The organism is Dietzia sp. IBK-p2-15D (genome assembly GCF_057773105.1).
In genome coordinates, this window is sequence record NZ_JBYMTK010000001.1 from 258,061 (window position 1) to 273,012 (window position 14,952).

Annotated in this window: 15 protein-coding genes; 9 read left to right on the plus strand and 6 right to left on the minus strand. The window is 70.1% G+C overall.

The genetic code is table 11. The features are described from left to right. Window positions 1–27 precede the first annotated feature (27 nt). Both AC3DEV_RS01185 and AC3DEV_RS01190 read left to right on the plus strand, forming a co-directional pair. Window positions 28–978 (plus strand): NADPH:quinone oxidoreductase family protein, encoded by a 951-nt coding sequence (locus AC3DEV_RS01185; RefSeq protein WP_325768962.1) that lies wholly within the window; start codon window positions 28–30, stop codon window positions 976–978. Continuing rightward, complete coding sequence (locus AC3DEV_RS01190) at window positions 975–1,487, plus strand: thioesterase family protein (RefSeq protein ID WP_488371036.1); 513 nt, start codon at window positions 975–977, stop codon at window positions 1,485–1,487. Before AC3DEV_RS01185 ends, AC3DEV_RS01190 begins: the two co-directional genes overlap by 4 nt. A 53-nt stretch (window positions 1,488–1,540) precedes the next feature. Here AC3DEV_RS01190 and AC3DEV_RS01195 read toward each other — a convergent pair whose 3' ends face one another. Further along, window positions 1,541–2,008, minus strand: a complete 468-nt coding sequence (locus tag AC3DEV_RS01195) for a MaoC family dehydratase (RefSeq protein WP_325768965.1) — start codon at window positions 2,006–2,008, stop codon at window positions 1,541–1,543. Between the two features lie 104 nt (window positions 2,009–2,112). Between AC3DEV_RS01195 and AC3DEV_RS01200 the strand changes: the two genes are divergently transcribed. The 5 genes from AC3DEV_RS01200 to AC3DEV_RS01220 all read left to right on the plus strand — a co-directional run bounded on the left by AC3DEV_RS01200 (window position 2,113) and on the right by AC3DEV_RS01220 (window position 7,250). Next, window positions 2,113–2,877, plus strand: coding sequence for an SDR family oxidoreductase (locus AC3DEV_RS01200; protein WP_488371037.1), 765 nt, complete (start codon window positions 2,113–2,115; stop codon window positions 2,875–2,877). Window positions 2,878–2,902: 25 nt separating this feature from the next. Beyond that, on the plus strand, window positions 2,903–3,721 hold the full coding sequence (locus AC3DEV_RS01205) for an SDR family oxidoreductase (RefSeq protein ID WP_325768968.1): 819 nt from the start codon (window positions 2,903–2,905) through the stop codon (window positions 3,719–3,721). 85 nt (window positions 3,722–3,806) lie between these two features. Next, window positions 3,807–5,030 (plus strand): acyl-CoA dehydrogenase family protein, encoded by a 1,224-nt coding sequence (locus AC3DEV_RS01210; protein WP_488371038.1) that lies wholly within the window; start codon window positions 3,807–3,809, stop codon window positions 5,028–5,030. Next, complete coding sequence (locus AC3DEV_RS01215; protein ID WP_488371039.1) at window positions 5,017–6,186, plus strand: acyl-CoA dehydrogenase family protein; 1,170 nt, start codon at window positions 5,017–5,019, stop codon at window positions 6,184–6,186. The genes AC3DEV_RS01210 and AC3DEV_RS01215 overlap by 14 nt, the downstream gene beginning before the upstream one ends. Further along, window positions 6,183–7,250, plus strand: coding sequence for an acyl-CoA dehydrogenase family protein (locus tag AC3DEV_RS01220; protein ID WP_488371040.1), 1,068 nt, complete (start codon window positions 6,183–6,185; stop codon window positions 7,248–7,250). The genes AC3DEV_RS01215 and AC3DEV_RS01220 overlap by 4 nt, the downstream gene beginning before the upstream one ends. Before the next feature lie 228 nt (window positions 7,251–7,478). On the opposite strand, the gene AC3DEV_RS01225 is transcribed toward AC3DEV_RS01220, so the two are convergent. From AC3DEV_RS01225 to AC3DEV_RS01245, 5 genes are all read right to left on the minus strand, one after another. Beyond that, on the minus strand, window positions 7,479–7,865 hold the full coding sequence (locus tag AC3DEV_RS01225) for a polysaccharide deacetylase family protein (RefSeq protein ID WP_488371041.1): 387 nt from the start codon (window positions 7,863–7,865) through the stop codon (window positions 7,479–7,481). Continuing rightward, window positions 7,813–9,639 (minus strand): glycosyltransferase, encoded by a 1,827-nt coding sequence (locus AC3DEV_RS01230; protein WP_488371042.1) that lies wholly within the window; start codon window positions 9,637–9,639, stop codon window positions 7,813–7,815. Before AC3DEV_RS01230 ends, AC3DEV_RS01225 begins: the two co-directional genes overlap by 53 nt. 190 nt (window positions 9,640–9,829) lie before the next feature. Beyond that, on the minus strand, window positions 9,830–10,849 hold the full coding sequence (locus tag AC3DEV_RS01235; RefSeq protein ID WP_488371043.1) for a glycosyltransferase: 1,020 nt from the start codon (window positions 10,847–10,849) through the stop codon (window positions 9,830–9,832). A gap of 101 nt (window positions 10,850–10,950) precedes the next feature. After that, on the minus strand, window positions 10,951–11,931 hold the full coding sequence (locus AC3DEV_RS01240) for a hypothetical protein (protein ID WP_488371044.1): 981 nt from the start codon (window positions 11,929–11,931) through the stop codon (window positions 10,951–10,953). Next, window positions 11,928–12,260, minus strand: a complete 333-nt coding sequence (locus tag AC3DEV_RS01245) for a glycosyltransferase (protein WP_488371045.1) — start codon at window positions 12,258–12,260, stop codon at window positions 11,928–11,930. Before AC3DEV_RS01245 ends, AC3DEV_RS01240 begins: the two co-directional genes overlap by 4 nt. A 520-nt stretch (window positions 12,261–12,780) precedes the next feature. Between AC3DEV_RS01245 and AC3DEV_RS01250 the strand changes: the two genes are divergently transcribed. Together AC3DEV_RS01250 and AC3DEV_RS01255 are read left to right on the plus strand one after the other, a co-directional pair. Beyond that, window positions 12,781–13,542, plus strand: a complete 762-nt coding sequence (locus AC3DEV_RS01250; RefSeq protein ID WP_488371046.1) for an alpha/beta fold hydrolase — start codon at window positions 12,781–12,783, stop codon at window positions 13,540–13,542. 211 nt (window positions 13,543–13,753) lie between these two features. Continuing rightward, window positions 13,754–14,788 (plus strand): GIY-YIG nuclease family protein, encoded by a 1,035-nt coding sequence (locus tag AC3DEV_RS01255; RefSeq protein WP_472981778.1) that lies wholly within the window; start codon window positions 13,754–13,756, stop codon window positions 14,786–14,788. Window positions 14,789–14,952 lie beyond the last annotated feature (164 nt).

Consider the following 14,952-nt stretch of genomic DNA (forward strand, 5'->3'; position numbering starts at 1 on the left):
TTCACCTAAAGAGAGAGAGGAGACTCCATGCGTGCTGTTCAGATCTCGACCCTTGACGGGCCCGACGCGGTCGAAGTGGTCGACCTGCCGGACCCGGGGGCGGACGATCAGGTCGCCATCGATGTCAGAGCGGCCGGCGTCGCGTTCCCGGAGCTACTGCAGACCCGGGGGCTCTACCAGATGAAGCCGGACCTCCCGTTCGTGCCGGGGGCCGAGGTCGCCGGCGTCGTCACCCGCGCGCCCGAGGGCTGCGACCTCTCGCCGGGCGACCGCGTGGCGTCACTGTGCATGCTCGGTGGGTTCGCCGAGAAGGTCCTCGCACGGCCGGACCTGACCTTCAGGCTCCCGGACGACGTGGGCTTCGAGGAGGGGGCGGCGTTCCTGTTCAACTACTGCACGGCCTACTTCGCACTGATCGAGCGCGGTGGCCTGCGGGCAGGAGAGTCCGTCCTGGTGCACGGCGCGGCGGGCGGCATCGGGACGGCGTCGATCCAGGTCGCCAAGGCGTTCGGTGCGGGCCGGGTCGTCGCGGTGGTCTCGACGGAGGCCAAGGGGGAGATCGCCCGACAGGCAGGTGCCGACGAGGTCGTGTTCGCGGACGGGTTCCGCGACGACGTGGGGCGCAGCATCGACGTCGTCGTCGATCCGGTCGGTGGTGACCGCTTCACCGATTCGCTGCGGGTGTTGCGCGAGGAGGGCCGGCTCCTCGTCATCGGCTTCACCGCCGGCGACATCCCGGTCGTCAAGGTCAATCGCCTGCTGCTCAACAACGTCACGGTGGTCGGTGTCGGTTGGGGCGCCTACGCGCTCCGTCGTCCCGGCCACATCCGCACCGAATGGGAGGCACTCGAACCGCATCTGCGTAGTGGAGCGCTCAGGCCGCTCATCGGCGGCACCTACCCCCTGAGTGAGGCCGGCGCGGCGTTGACGTCACTCGACACCCGCCAGGTGACGGGGAAGGTGATCCTGGTCCCATGAGCGAGCCGACCACCCTACCCGCGGCCGACCAGGTGATCGCGGGTCTCCCGGCCCTCGTCGACGAGGTCGCTCCGCCCGAGTGGGAGGACGGCAACGGCCACGTCAACGTCAGCCACTACTTCACCCTGCATCTGCGCGCGGCCGAAGCGTCGATCCGGTCGCTGGACCTGCACGACGAGTACCGCCGTGATGCCGGTGCCGGGACGTTCAGCATCGAGCAACACATCCGGTTCCTGGGTGAGGTCCTCGTGGGGGACAGGGTCAGCGTTCACGTGCGGTGGATCGCGCGGGGCAGGAAGGTGGCCCACGCGGTATCGCTCGTGGTGAACCACCGCACCGGCACCGTCGTCAACGTTCTGGAGATGCTCGAGGCGCACGTGGATCTGACGAGCCGACGCACGTCCGAGTGGGAGGCGGGGGCGGCCGAACGTCTCGATGCGCTCATCCGCGACCATGATGCGCTGGCGTGGCCGGCGCCGCTGAGCGGGACGATCCGGGTGAGGAGCTGACCTAAGACGGCATCCTCCGGTGTCCGCGGGCGCCCGCGGACACCGGAGCGCGGTCAGTTGCCGAAGCGGCTGATCGAGTCGGCGACGAGGATCGGCTTGTCGATGCCCTCGCCCTCGACCGTGAGCCTGATGACGACCTGCACCTGGCCGGGTGCGACCTCGTCCACAGCGGTCAGCTGGGCCCGCAGCCGGAGCCGCGAACCGACCGGCAGCGGGTGGATGAAGCGCACGCGGTCGTAGCCGTAGTTGAGGGCGTGCGCGAATCCCTCGACGGCCAGCAGTTCCTGTAGCAGTGCGGGCGTCCGCGAGAGGCTGTAGAGGCCGTGGGCGATGGTGGTGCCGAAGGGGCTCTGTGCCGCCTTCTCCCGGTCGACGTGGATCCACTGGTGATCGCCCGTGACGTCGGCGAAGGCGTTGATCGCCGCCTGGTCGACCTCGTGCCAGCCGGTCGGGCCGATCTCCACGTCCACGAGATTCTTGAGGTCTTCAACGGACGACGGACGGTGCTGTGGGCTTGCCATGGCGGAACTCCTCGGGGTCGGGGTCTCCGTTGCGAATTTACTTGAAACCGAACCCGGATTCAATTACGGTGTGGTCCAACTCACCCGCACACCCGAGGAGAAGCATGAACCCCGAACAGGGCCGTCGAGTCGCGATCGTCACCGGAGGTGCCAGGGGTATCGGCGCCGGAATCGCTACGCGACTGGCGGCGGACGGGATGGCGGTGGCGGTGCTCGACCTGGACGAGGACGCCTGCCGCGCCGTCGCGGAGAGGATCGCCGGCGACGGCGGTGAAGCCCTCGGCGTGGGAGCAGACGTCACCGACCCCGCCCAGGTGGACGCCGCGGTCGAGCGGGTCGCCGAGCAGTTGGGCGCGCCGACCGTCCTCGTCAACAACGCCGGGATCATCCGCGACAACCTCCTGTTCAAGATGGACGTATCGGAGTGGGACGCCGTGATGAACGTTCATCTCCGCGGTGCCTTCCTCATGACCAAGGCCTGCCAGGCGTACATGACCCGGGAGAAGTTCGGCCGCATCGTCAATCTGTCGTCGACCTCCGCGCAGGGAAACAGGGGTCAGGTCAATTACTCGGCAGCGAAGGCCGGCATGCAGGGCTTCACCAAGACGCTCGCCATCGAGCTCGGCAAGTTCGGGGTCACCGCCAACGCGATCGCCCCCGGGTTCATCGAAACCGAGATGACGGCAGAGACGGCCGAACGGATCGGTGTCGAGTTCGACCAGCTGAAGAAGGCGGCCGCGGGTAAGGCCGCCGTGGGCCGGACGGGAAAGCCGGAGGACATCGCCCATACCGCCTCGTTCCTCGCCAGCGAAGGCGCGGGCTTCGTGACGGGGCAGGTCATCTACGTCGCCGGCTCGCCGTGCGATTGAGCCGATCGGCTGACGGGAGCAACTCATGGAGGTCCGGGGCACAGTCGCCATCGTTACCGGTGCCGCAGGGGGCATAGGGGAGGCACTGACGCATCGGTTTCTGGAGGCCGGTGCTCGCGTGCTGGTCTCTGATATCGATGTCCACAAGCTGCACGCGACCGCCGGGCGACTGGAACGGGTCGCCGGCGTCGGAACCGTCGCCGCGGTCGCGGGAGATGCTGCGGACCCCGGGACGATCGCGGAGATGGTGGCGGCTGCCGAGCGTGAGCTCGGGCCGGTGGACATCTTCGTGGCGAACGCGGGTGTGGGTGAAGCCGCGGGTCTGGCAGCCGATGAGGACCAGTGGCGGCTGGGACTCGAGGTCAATCTGCTGGCGCACGTCCGTGCCGCGCGCGTGATGGTGCCGGGCTGGCTCGAGCGCGGTGGCGGGTACTTCGTGTCCACCGCCTCCGCGGCGGGTCTGCTCACGCAGATCGGATCGGCGGTGTACTCGGTGACCAAGCATGGCGCCGTGGGGTTCGCCGAGTGGCTGGCCGTCACCTATGGCGACAAGGGGATCGGCGTGAGTTGCCTCTGCCCGATGGGAGTGGACACGGACCTGCTCAACGGAGGTCTGCAGGAGGACGCCCCGGGCGGCGGCCAGGCGGCCCGTGCGGTCACCGGCGCAGGCGCCGTCCTCGACCCGCGCACTGTGGCCGAGGACGTGCTGGTCGCGATCTCGGAAGAGAGGTTCCTGATCCTGCCGCACCCCGAGGTCCGCGAGTTCGCCAGACGCAAGTCCGAGGACCCGGATCGGTGGATTCGCGGCATGCAGCGGTACGCCCGCACCCTCGCGGAGCACTGACCGTCACCGGGCCCCAGCCCAGCCGAGCGCGGTACCCCCACCGAGAAGTCACAGAAGCACTGGCCCCGACATCAGGAGAAGCGACATGGACTTCGACTTCGATCCGACCACGCTCGAACTCAGAGAGCGACTGACCACCTTCATGGAGACTCATGTCTATCCGGCGGAGAGGAGATTCGAGGAGCAGCTGGACAGCACGCCGGACAGCTGGAACCCACCGCCGATCATGGAGGAGCTCAAAGAGGAGGCCCGACGCCAGGGACTGTGGAACCTCTTCCTTCCGGGGGAGTCCGGTGCCGGACTGACGAACCTCCAGTACGCACCGCTGTGCGAGATCCTCGGCCGGAGCCCGCACATCGCCCCGCTCGCGACCAACTGCGCGGCACCGGATACCGGCAACATGGAAGTGCTGCACATGTTCGGCACGCCCGAGCAGAAGAAGGAGTGGCTCGATCCGCTGCTCGACGGCTCGATCCGGTCGGCCTTCGCCATGACGGAACCGGCGGTCGCCAGTTCTGATGCGACGAACGTGGAGACCTCGATCGTCCGGGACGGAGACCACTACGTCATCAACGGCCACAAGTGGTACATCTCCGGAGCGATGGACCCGAATGCCCGACTGCTCATCGTGATGGGGAAGAGCGATCCGGATGCCGACCGGCATCGCCAGCAGTCGATGATCATCGTCCCGCGGGAGACACCCGGCGTGGACATCCGCCGGGGGATGAAGGTCTTCGGCTACGACCACCGGGACCACGGTGGGCACGCCGAGATCGTCTTCACCGACGCCCGCGTACCGGCGGAGAACATGATCTCCCGGGAAGGTGACGGGTTCGCGATCGCCCAGGCCCGACTCGGCCCCGGGCGCATCCACCACTGCATGCGACTCATCGGTATCGCGGAACGCAGCCTCGAACTGATGGTCACGCGTGCCTCCGGCCGGGAGGCGTTCGGCAAATCGCTGGCCGATCAGGGCGTCGTCCGCGACTGGATCGCCGAGTCCCGGGTGCGGATCGAACAGATCCGGCTGCTCACGCTCAAGGCCGCATGGCTGATGGACACCGTCGGCAACAAGGGTGCCCACACGGAGATCCAGGCGATCAAGATCGCCGCACCGGCCACCGTGGAGTGGATCCTCGACAAGGCCGTACAGATCCACGGTGCCGGAGGCGTGAGCCAGGACTTCCCCGTGGCGGCATGGTTCGCCCAGGTCCGGACTCTGCGCCTGGCCGACGGACCGGACGAAGTCCACAAGAACGCACTCGCCCGGAACGAGATCAGGAAGGTGAGAAGCCATGCCGGAGCTTGACGACAAGGTCCGCGACCTACTGTCCCACCATGACCCGGCCACCACCGATGAGGCCGAGTTCCTCGGGGCCCGGTTCGACGCGGGACTCGCGTGGGTGCACTTCCCCCGGGGCAGGGGCGGCCTGGGGGTGTCGCGCGGTGAGCAGGAGCGAGTGGATTCCCTCTTGGCCGCGGCCGGCGCACCCGCACCCGATGTCGGCCGGAACTCCATCGGCATGGGGATGGCGGCTCCGACGTTGCTCGCCTTCGGCGACGCCGACCAACAGGAGCGTTACCTCCGCCGGATCTACACCTCCGAGGACATCTGGTGCCAGCTGTTCAGCGAGCCCGGCGCGGGGTCGGATCTCGCTGCCGTCGCCACCAGGGCCAGGCTGGACGGCGACACGTGGATCGTCGACGGGCAGAAGGTCTGGACCTCGGGCGCGCACCACGCGCAGCGGGCGATACTCGTCGCGCGCACGGACTCCTCGGTCCCGAAGCACGCCGGACTGACGTACTTCGTCGTGGACATGAGCGACCCGGGCGTCGAGGTCCGACCCCTTCGACAGATCACCGGAGAGGCAGAGTTCAACGAGGTCTTCCTGTCCGGTGTCCGGGTTCCGGACAGTGACAGGATCGGAGACGTCGGGCAGGGGTGGCAGGTCGCGACGGCCACGCTGAACAACGAGCGCGTCGCGATCGGCGCCGGGGCCGCGCGCGAAGCCGGCCAGATCGGGGTCGTCGCCGACCGCTGGCGTCGTGATCCCTCGGTACGCACACCCGGCGCCCAGGCGGAACTGCTCGCCTGGTGGGTCGAGACGGAGGTGACGAGACTCGCCGGACTTCGGCTCCGCCAGCAGCTCGAGGCGGGGGTTCCCGGGCCGGAGAGCTCCGCGATGAAACTCGCGTTCGCCCGACAGGCTCAGGAGATCAGCGGACTCGCGCTCGAACTCGCGCCCGAGGAAGGGTTGTTGTACGACGACTGGACCATGACCCGCACGGAGCGGCCGTCGTTCCTCGGCCGCGGACCCGGCTTCCGGTACCTGCGAGCGAAAGGCAATTCCATCGAGGGAGGGACGAGCGAGATCATGCGCAACGTCGTCGCCGAGCGTGTGCTCGGGCTCCCTGCTGACCACCGCCCTGACAAGGGCATCCCGTTCAAGGACGTTCCCCGATGACCGATCTGTTGTACAGCGACGTGGAGGAGGCACTTCGGGACAGTGTCCGCTCGACGCTCGACCGCTTTATCGACGACGACTTCGTGAGCAAGATCTACGACGACCCTGACACGGACACCTCCCCGCTGTGGAGGGCTCTATCTGATCAGGTGGGGTTGGCTGGCCTCCTCATTCCGGAGGAGCTCGGAGGATCCGGCGCGGGCCCGCGCGACGCGGCGACGGTGCTCGAGGAGCTGGGTCGCACGGCGGCTCCCGTACCGTTCCTGACGAGTGCGGTGATCGCGACGACGTGCCTCCTCCGTGTCGGGGACCGCGAGATCCTGCCGGAACTGGCCGAGGGACGGGCGACGGCCGCTCTGCTGGTCCCGTGGACCGCTCGCCGGGGCGCGTGGCCGACCGGGCAGTCCGTCATCGAGCCGGTAGCCGGAGCTCTGGAGGCGGACTACTTCCTCCTTCCCGTGGGTTCCGGTGACGGGGCCGTCTCGCTGAACCTCCTTCGCCGCGGTGATGTGGAAATCACGCGCCTCACCTCCCTCGACATGAGCAGGCCGCTCGCCCGCGTCGCCGTGCGTGCGGAAGGCCGCCCCCTCGCCTCCGGTGACGCCGCGGTCGAGGCCGTTGATACCGCACTCGCTGCCGGGACCGCGCTGTTGGCCTCCGAGCAGGTGGGCCTCGCCAGGGAGTGCCTGCAGCGGACCGTCGAGTACACCCGCACCCGCGTGCAGTTCGCGCGGCCCATCGGGTCGTTCCAGGCGATCAAGCACCGCTTGGCCGACCTCTACCTGCAGGTCGTCCAGGCGCAGGCCGCGGCGCGTCACGCTGCAGCAAGTCTCGCGGAAGACGACGACGAGGGGCGCATAGCTCAAGCCGTCGCGGGATCGTGGTGCTCCGATGTCGCGGTCCGTGCCGCCGAGGAAGCGCTGCAGCTGCACGGCGGAATCGCCATGACCTGGGAGCACTGGGTCCATACCAGGCTCAAGAGGGCGAAATCCGACCAGTTGGCGCTCGGTACTCCGGACGCGCACCGGGCGGATCTCGCCTCGCTTGTCGATCTCACCGCGTGACTCCCCTGTGGGGGAAGAGCGCCCCGGGCCGTGCTCGGGGAGGTGCCGCATCGACAGAAGTGTGGCGACGGCGTCCGGCGAGCGTGCCAGACCGTCCCCGCGTTCCGCGCGCCGGCACGACCACCGGCCCAGCCCCGACGGGCGGTTCGTCGTGTACCTCGACCCGGTGGGGCATCCGTTCTGCCTGTGCGAGGAGTATGGCCGGGCAGGTCAAGCGCCGCCCACCCGTCACCGACTGTCCGGGCCACCTCTCGCCCGCAGCCACCACACCAGCCCGTTCGTGGAACTGAAGAACATCGCCCGTGACTGCAGGCCCGTGGGGGCGCGGAAGCGGTCCTCGTGAACGTTGAACCGCAACAACCGGAACCGGTCGGTGTCCGGGCGGTTGATCCCCTCGATGGTGGTCACGGCGCTGGAGAAGCCGGCGGCGACGACCGTCGCGACGTCACGCCCGCCGAAGTCGGTCGGCCCGCCGTTGGGATAGGCGAAGTGCCAGGGGCGGCCACCCAGTTCGGCGGCGATCCGGTCCCGAGAGCCGACGATCTCCGCCTCGGCCGTGGCGTCATCGGCGTTGGCCAGGATCGGGTGGTGCACCGTGTGGGCCCCGATCTCCACCCCCCCAACGGTGCAGGCGCCGCACATCATCCCAGCTCAGCATGTCCCCGACCCGCGCCGGCACGTCAGCGCCGAGCGCGGCCAGCACCTCGGCCAGGGCGGAGTCGAACCCGGAGAAGGGCACCGACTTGAGCACTGCGACCAGACGCTCGAGCGCCTGCTGCCGGGCAGTGGGGGAGTCCAGCAGCAGCGCGTCCTGCCCGAGGAGCTCCACCACCACCGAGTCGTGGCGGCTGTGGGCGATCGCATCGGACAGGGCATACGGCCACAGGGTCGCGCCCCCGATGTGGCCGGTGGTCACGTACAGCGTGGCGGGCACCGGCGCCCCCAGGGCTGCGAGTGCCTGGAGGTTGTCGTGGTAGCCGTCGTCCACCGTGATCGCGTACCGGGTCCCGGCGCGACCCTCGTCCAGCGCACGCAGGCCGGAGTCCAGGTCCACCAGCAACCCACAGTCCCGGCACCACGCCGCCATCCGCCGGAACGTCCGCGGCGTGACGGTGATCGGGTGCGGGTCCGGCACCTCGCTGAACCGGTGGAACATGAGCACCACCAGACCAGGGCCCTGCTGCCGACGCACCAGCTCGTCCACGCCCAGGTAGTGGCCGACCAGCGCGAGGAGATACACCGCCCAGGCGCGCGGCCGCCACCACTGCGCGTCCCGCGGGGGAAAGGCGTCCACCGCAGGGGCGGGACCCGCAGGGGCGGCGGCCGGCGGGTCGACCCGGTCGAGGAGCCCGAGGAGCGCCGCCGCGCTGCGCCGGAGCTCGAACTGCTCCTCGACGAGCTCCCGGCCGGCGCGGCTCATCCGCAGGGTCGCCTCCGGATCGGCCGCGAGCTGCTCCACGGCCCGAGCCAGGTCCGCCGGATCGCCCGGCTCGCACAGCAGCCCAGTGTGGCCGTCCACCACGATCTCGCCGATGCCGGACAGGCGGGTGGAGACGGTGGGCACCCCGCTCGCCAGCGATTCCATCAAGGCCACGGGTAATCCCTCCATCTGGCCGTCCGCGGCCACCACGCTGGGCAGGACGAACAGGTCCGCCGCTGCCAGCGCCCCGGCGACCTCCGACTCCGGGCACGAGTCCCGGAACCGGACCCGGTCGGCGATACCCAACTCGCCGGCCAGGGCGCTCAACTCGCCGCGCAGGGGACCGTCCCCGATGAGGTCCAACTCCACGCGCGCCGTCACCGGGCCCGCCACCGCCATCGCCTCGAACAGGTGCCGGTGCCCCTTGTACTCCTGCAGGGACGCCACGCACAGGGCGCGGATCGGGCCGGTCTCGGGAAGCCGGCGCGGGCGGAACTCGTAGCCCGTGGTGTCGATGCCGCAGTGCACCAACTCGATCGGGGCGGCCGGGCCGAGCAGGCCGCGCAGCATGTCCAGATTGTGCCGGGAGATGGCCACCACGAACTGCGCCCCGGCGCAGCGCCGGGCGAGCCCGGAGGTGTCCACGTAGATGTCGTGGGCGTGGGTGGTGACGCTGTAGGTGACGCCGGTCAGCCGGTGGCAGGCCCACGCGGCGACCAGCGGGAAGGTCGCGTAGTGCGCGTGCACGTGGACGCCGCTCGTGCGCGAAAGATCCCGGGCGTGCGCGGTGGCCACCAGCAGGGTCGCGAGCGCGCGCAGCAGCATGGCGGGGGAGCGGCGGAAGTCCACCGCGACCGCGCCCAGCAGCCGCGCCAGGGGCCCGGGCCGGTGGAGCAGCGCCCATCCCAGGCCGGCGGCGACGTCGCGCGCCCCCGGCCGCCACGCGCGGCCCGACCACCGGGCCGCCACCGGGTGCACGGTGGTGTCGGGGGAGGCGAACAGGGACCGGATGGTGCCGATCGGGGCCCGGCCCCGGCACTGGCACCGGCACCGTCACCGGCACCGTCACCGGCACTGGCGAGCGCGTCGATCTCCCGGACGATGAACGTCTCCGAGGTGCGCGGGAAGCGCGAGACCAGGTAGTCGATGCGGGTCGGGGTCATCGCGCGGCCTCACGGTAGATCTCCACCAGCTGCTCGACCCACACGCGGGCGGAGAACGAGGACCGGATCCGCTCCGTGGCCGCCGCACCCATCGCCTCCCGCAGCCGCGGGTCGCGGGCCAGGCGCAGGAGCTGCTCGGCCATCGCCTCCGCGTCGGCGGGCGGGCACAGCAGGCCGGTGACGCCGTCATCGACGATCTCGCCGATACCGCCCACCGTCGTGGCCACCACCGGCCGGCACGTCGCGCCGGCCTCGATGAGCACCGTCGGCAGGTTCTCCACTAGCGAGGGCAACAGCACCACGTCCGCGGCGCGGTACACCGCCGCCATGTCCGTGCGGACGCCGGCGAACACCACCTCCTCGTCCAGACCGTGCTCGCGCACCGCGGCCCGCAGCACGGGCCCCTCGTCGCCGCCGCCCACCAGCGCGAGCACCGCGCCCGGCTGCTCCGCGACCACGCGCGACCATGCCGCGATCGCGTGCGGGATGCCCTTCTGCTCCCGGAACGCCGCGGGCAGCACGGCCAGGAACCCGTCGCGGCCGGCGCTCAGTTGCGCCCGCACGGCCGGGTCCGCCGGCCCGGGCTCGTAGCCGGAGACGTCGATGCCGTTGTGCACCACCCGCCAGTTCCCCGGCGGTCGGCCCGCGTAGTGCAGGTCGGCGTAGGTGTCCAGGGAGGCGCGGGAGGCGAACAGCGCGGCGTCCGACCGGGAGGCGGTGAGGACCGCCAGCCGTTCCTTCAGCCGGGCGCGCCCCTCGAACACCGGGGCCAGGGTGTGGAAGGTGGTCACCACCGGCCGGCGGGCCAGGCGGGCGGCGGGCACACCGAGGGTGATCGCCGTCGCCAGGTGGGCGTGGACCACGTCGTACCCTCCGGCGCGGATGAACCGGACCAGGCGCGGGAGGGCGTCCGGGCGCAGCAGGCGACGCATCCCCACCGCGCGCGGCGTCAGGCCCGCGGCCCGGTACTGCTCCAGCAACCCGGGCGCGGCGTCCTCCATCGGGACGAGGCTCACCAGGTCCACCTACACGCCGGCCTCGCGGGCGGCGGCGGCAAACGGGATGAGCAGGGTCTCCGCGCCGCCGAGCCGGAACCCGTCTATCAGTACGAGCACCTTCATCGGGTCTCCCCCTCCAGCAGCTGCAGTCGGTCCCACGGGATCTGCTCGAGCCCGTCGTAGTCCCAGTCCAGGCCGGCCTGCCGGTACACGGCGCCCGGGTAGATACCGTCGGCGTCCGGCGCGAGCTCGAAACTGATGCTCAGCGGCGACCCGCCCCGGTCCACCACGTACCCGCCGTACCGCTGCATCGCCCGCGCCACCGCGAGGTGCGCGGCGGGCAGGCCGAGCGCGTCCAGGTCGAGGGTCGGGTCCAGCCGGAGCCGCGAGCCCTGCGGTACGCAGTCCGGGCGGTCCGAGCGGCCGTCGGTCTTGATCGCCGGCGCCCGGTACATGCGGGCGCACGTGTTATCCGACTGCAGGACCAGGGCGTGCTCGATCTCCCCGCGCTCGATCTCGGCCACCCGCACCACGCCTGCCAAACGGGAGGCGCCCGCTCCGGTGGCCGCGCCACCCCAGCCGCTGCCCGCCAGGGGGGTGATCGCGCCGAACGAGGCCACCCACCCCGGCACGGTCCGCGCGGCCTGCCAGAACTCGTACGACAGTTGTGCGTCCTCGTCCACCACGACCATCGCGCCGTCGGAGCCGGTGTGCGGCCGGGCCCCGTCCGGGATCGGCGTGTCCACCCCGTCGAAGGGACAGGGCCCCCACTGGGTCCGCAGGCACTGCACCCGGTACCGCGGGGTGTCGGCGGTGGCGGTGTAGACGGGGATGCCGAACTCCACCAGCCCGGCGTAGACCCGGCCCTCGCCCGTGAGGTGGGCGGTCACCAGGTCGCTGGCGGGGTCGACCCGGGTGTCGGCGGGGACCGGGGTGCGGAACGGGCTGTCGGGGGCGAACGGCTCCGCGGCCGTCGCCCGGTGGGCGGGACCGGAACCCGCCCACATCGCCGCGACCCCCGCGAGTGCTGCCACCAGTGCGAGGGCGAGGGCGGTCACCGCCACCCTGACCCGCCAGCGGGACCTCCTCGTCGTCGTCATCGGTCAGACCCGGCGGCGACGCAGCGGTCCAGCGCCTCGGACACCAACCGCGCCGCGTCATCACCGGTCCCGGCCAGCTCCTCGTGGCCCCGGGCGCCCAGGCGCGCGGCGAGGGCCGGGTCCAGCAGCAGGCGCTCCAGCGCCCCCGCCAGCGCCAGCACCGCGCCCGGGGGCACGAGCAGTCCGGTCTCGCCGTCGCGGACCGCCTCGGCGAGGTCGCCGAGGCCGGTGCTCATCACGGGGCGGGCGCGGGTGTACGCCAGGTGGATCACCCCGCTCTGGCTGTCGCGCAGGTACGGGGTCACCACCACCCGCGCGGAACGGATCATCACCGGCACATCGGCGGCGTCCACGTACCCGGGCGCAGGTCCACGCCGCCCACCCGGTGGGCGAGCGCGGTGACGGCGGTGAGGTCCAGGTCGGCGCTCACCGCTCCCGCCACGAGCCAAAGAACGGATCTCCGGGGCGAGAAACCCCTGGACAAAAATCGCAAAGGGTATAAAGGAACAAAGGCTGGGAACGAGGGATGGTCGCTATGCCGGTCAAGAACCGGTTCACCGCGTCGTTCGGCACGAGCCCCGTAGAGGGCCCAGCCGGCGTCTACCCCACGACCGCCTCTACGGCATCTCGCTCGACACGTTCCGGCCGGGCCGGTTCCGCGCTGTTCGGAGAATGCGGGCCGACCCGGGCGGTGGCGAGCCTTGTCGTCGCCGGTTCCCAAGGGTTGACCGGGGGAGTGCTTCGACCTCTTGAGGCCTCGCCGGCGCGGTCCTCGCGGAGTCCATGGCTGGGAGCAACGCCCGACAGACCGGGCCGCGGAGCGCGTTCCGGGTAGGTAACCTCGCGGCCATGACCGACCTCGTCCTCCTCCCTGGCCTCCACGGTGACGCGCAGACGTGGGCGCCGGTGATGCGTGCACTGCCGGACGGCGTCCACGCCACGCCGCTGGATCTTCCGGCCGTGGCCGACCTCGATGCACTCGCCGACGAAGTGGCGGGGCGGGTTGTGCCCGGCAGCGTCGTCGTGGGGCATTCCCTCGGCGGGGTGGTGGCCATGCAGCTCGCAGAGCGCCACCCCTCGCTGCTGGCCGGGCTCGTCCTGGTCACCGCCCCGGTGGGTGCCGAGGATCCGGAGTCGGCGAAGGCGCGGGCCGACCGCGCCGCAGGCCTGCGTTCGGAGGCGTACGAGGAGATCGCGCTCGATGGCATGGAGGCGGTGTACTACGGAGACCGCGGCCACGATCCGCAGGTCCGGGCCGAGCGGCTGCGCGCGGCGCGGGTGTACGGGCCCGAGCGGTTCGCTGCCCATTCGGTGGCGATCGGCGCCCGGCCGGATCGCAGCGAGTTCCCCGCGCAGGCTGGTGTCCCGGTGCTGATCGTGGGGGCGTCGGACGACCAGGTTGTGCTCACCGAGGAGCAGCGGCGGTGGGCTGAGGCGAATGGGGCTGGGCCGAGCGGCGCCGGGGCTGGCGCTGGTGCTGGCTCGAACGGTGACGCGGATGGTCCCGTGACTTACGTCGAGATCCCGGAGACCGGACACATGCTGCCGGTGGAGGCCCCGGACGAGCTGGCCGGCGCGATCGTCGGCTGGCTCCGCAGACTTTCGGGCTGACCGGGCCGGTTCCGCGCCGCCCGGCGGCCGGCGCTGAGTTACTTGCCAACTCGGTACGCGAGCTCGATTTTGAGTAGATCGGCAACAGCCTGTGATTGCAGGCGACGTCTGGCTTCTCGCAGCTACGTCGTATCGCCCCTGTAGCGTCCTGCGTCGAACGCCAATCGATGCCCCAGCGTTGGGCCATGGCGCTACTACTGAGGAGGCCATGATGACCGACACCACCGCCGCGACTAACGGTCGGGTGAAGCTCAACTTCACGAGCTATGACGTGATTGACCTGTCGAGCTTGGCGCCGTACTTCGGGCGCGACGCCATCAAGTGTGGGATTTACGTTCTGAGGTTCGTCAACGGGAGCGCTTACGTCGGTCAAACCGTCGACGTCGTCAACCGGTTCAGCAAGCACTCACGCGATTGGAACAGGAAACTACCGGACATCGCAATCGAGAAGGTCGAGTTCGCGGCGTGTGATCAAGGGGACCTCGACAAGGCCGAACAGTTGATGGTTGCTGAGCTCGAACAGACTGTCACACTGCACAACAAGCGTCTGACGAACTGGCCTGGAGGCCGCGGAGACCTTGAGATCCGCAGGGTCGGCACGTCCGCCATCCGGATTCCAGCCGATCGCGCCCAACGTCAACGGCTCAAGGCCGCGCCGAAGAACAGCAAACTCCGCAGGTACATGGAGTTCGCATACGCACCGGAGACCGAGCTGCTTACCAAGTTCGTCGGTATGTACCTCTCCGAAGCGATGCCGTCGCCAGAGGAGACGGCAGGTTCGATGTGGACCTGTACGGCGCTTCCCACTACAGGGGACAATGCGCGGCTGCTTACGCTGAACGCGGGCGGTTTGGAGATTCTCTATTCGCTCTTGGAGGGCCCCTCACTTGAAGCCGCGCGGATCCGGGTCTATATGAACGTCGCTGTCCCGGAGGACCGCACTCTAGATGATCTTGAGATCGAGTACCCGATCTGCGAGGCCACCGTGAAGACCTACCGCAGCGAAACCGTGTGGCGTTGGAACTTCGATCTAGAAGTCCTCGCGGACCCCGAAGATTCGCGACTTGAGGCGATCTTCGAGCGTCACCTTCGCCATGAGAACGAGCTCTTCGACCTTGCTTACGCTCTTAACAAGCGTTTGATGGCGAAGCAGCCATCGATGTGGATTCCGAGCCACAACCCATACCTCGCATCCGACCTGCTTGTCACGGCGCTCGCTGTGGACTCGGTTGCCGAAGACCAATAGCAGCGGTCTTACGGCGGGCGAACTAGAGGGGCAACAGCGGTTAGCGGGACAGCGTGGTCGGCGACGGGCCCAGCGATTTCTGTGGCTTACTTGGCCGGTTCCGCCAACTGCGCCCCCGCGGGCCGGTTCGCAGAGGCGGCCCTTGCCGTCGTCGTCCTCGTCCT